This window comes from Pseudoalteromonas fuliginea (assembly GCF_000690055.1).
Classification (GTDB): domain Bacteria; phylum Pseudomonadota; class Gammaproteobacteria; order Enterobacterales; family Alteromonadaceae; genus Pseudoalteromonas; species Pseudoalteromonas fuliginea.
Genome location: NZ_JJNZ01000289.1, coordinates 1 through 351 on the forward strand (window position 1 = coordinate 1; position 351 = coordinate 351).

The 351-nt window shown below is 37.0% G+C and carries 1 protein-coding gene; it reads left to right on the forward strand.

Annotation, left to right across the window (positions count from 1 at the left end):
- Nucleotides 1-351, forward strand: a 351-nt coding sequence (locus DC53_RS22330; RefSeq protein ID WP_033032832.1) for a tetratricopeptide repeat protein, incomplete at both ends; no start/stop codon positions are given.

Genomic DNA, 351 nt, shown 5'->3' on the forward strand with positions numbered 1-351 from the left:
CAAAGACTGCAGATAAGCACTTTAATCGTTTAGAGTATGTAGAAGCTGCTGAAGAGTATCTTGAGCTAGTAAACGATGGTAAAGCAGATGCTTATGTATACAAGCAACTTGCCGATAGTTATTACAACACTTTTAACTACAAAGAAGCTGTAAAATGGTATAAGAAAACAGTAGAAGCAGGTAACACTGATGCTCAAACACATTACCGTTATGCTGAGATGTTAAAAGCATCAACCCGTTACAAAGAGGCAAACAAGCAAATGCGTAAGTTTGCAGCAATGGCTCCAAATGATGGTCGTGCAGTTATCTTTAATCAAGATCCTAATTACTTAGCGAAACTTAAAAAGCAAG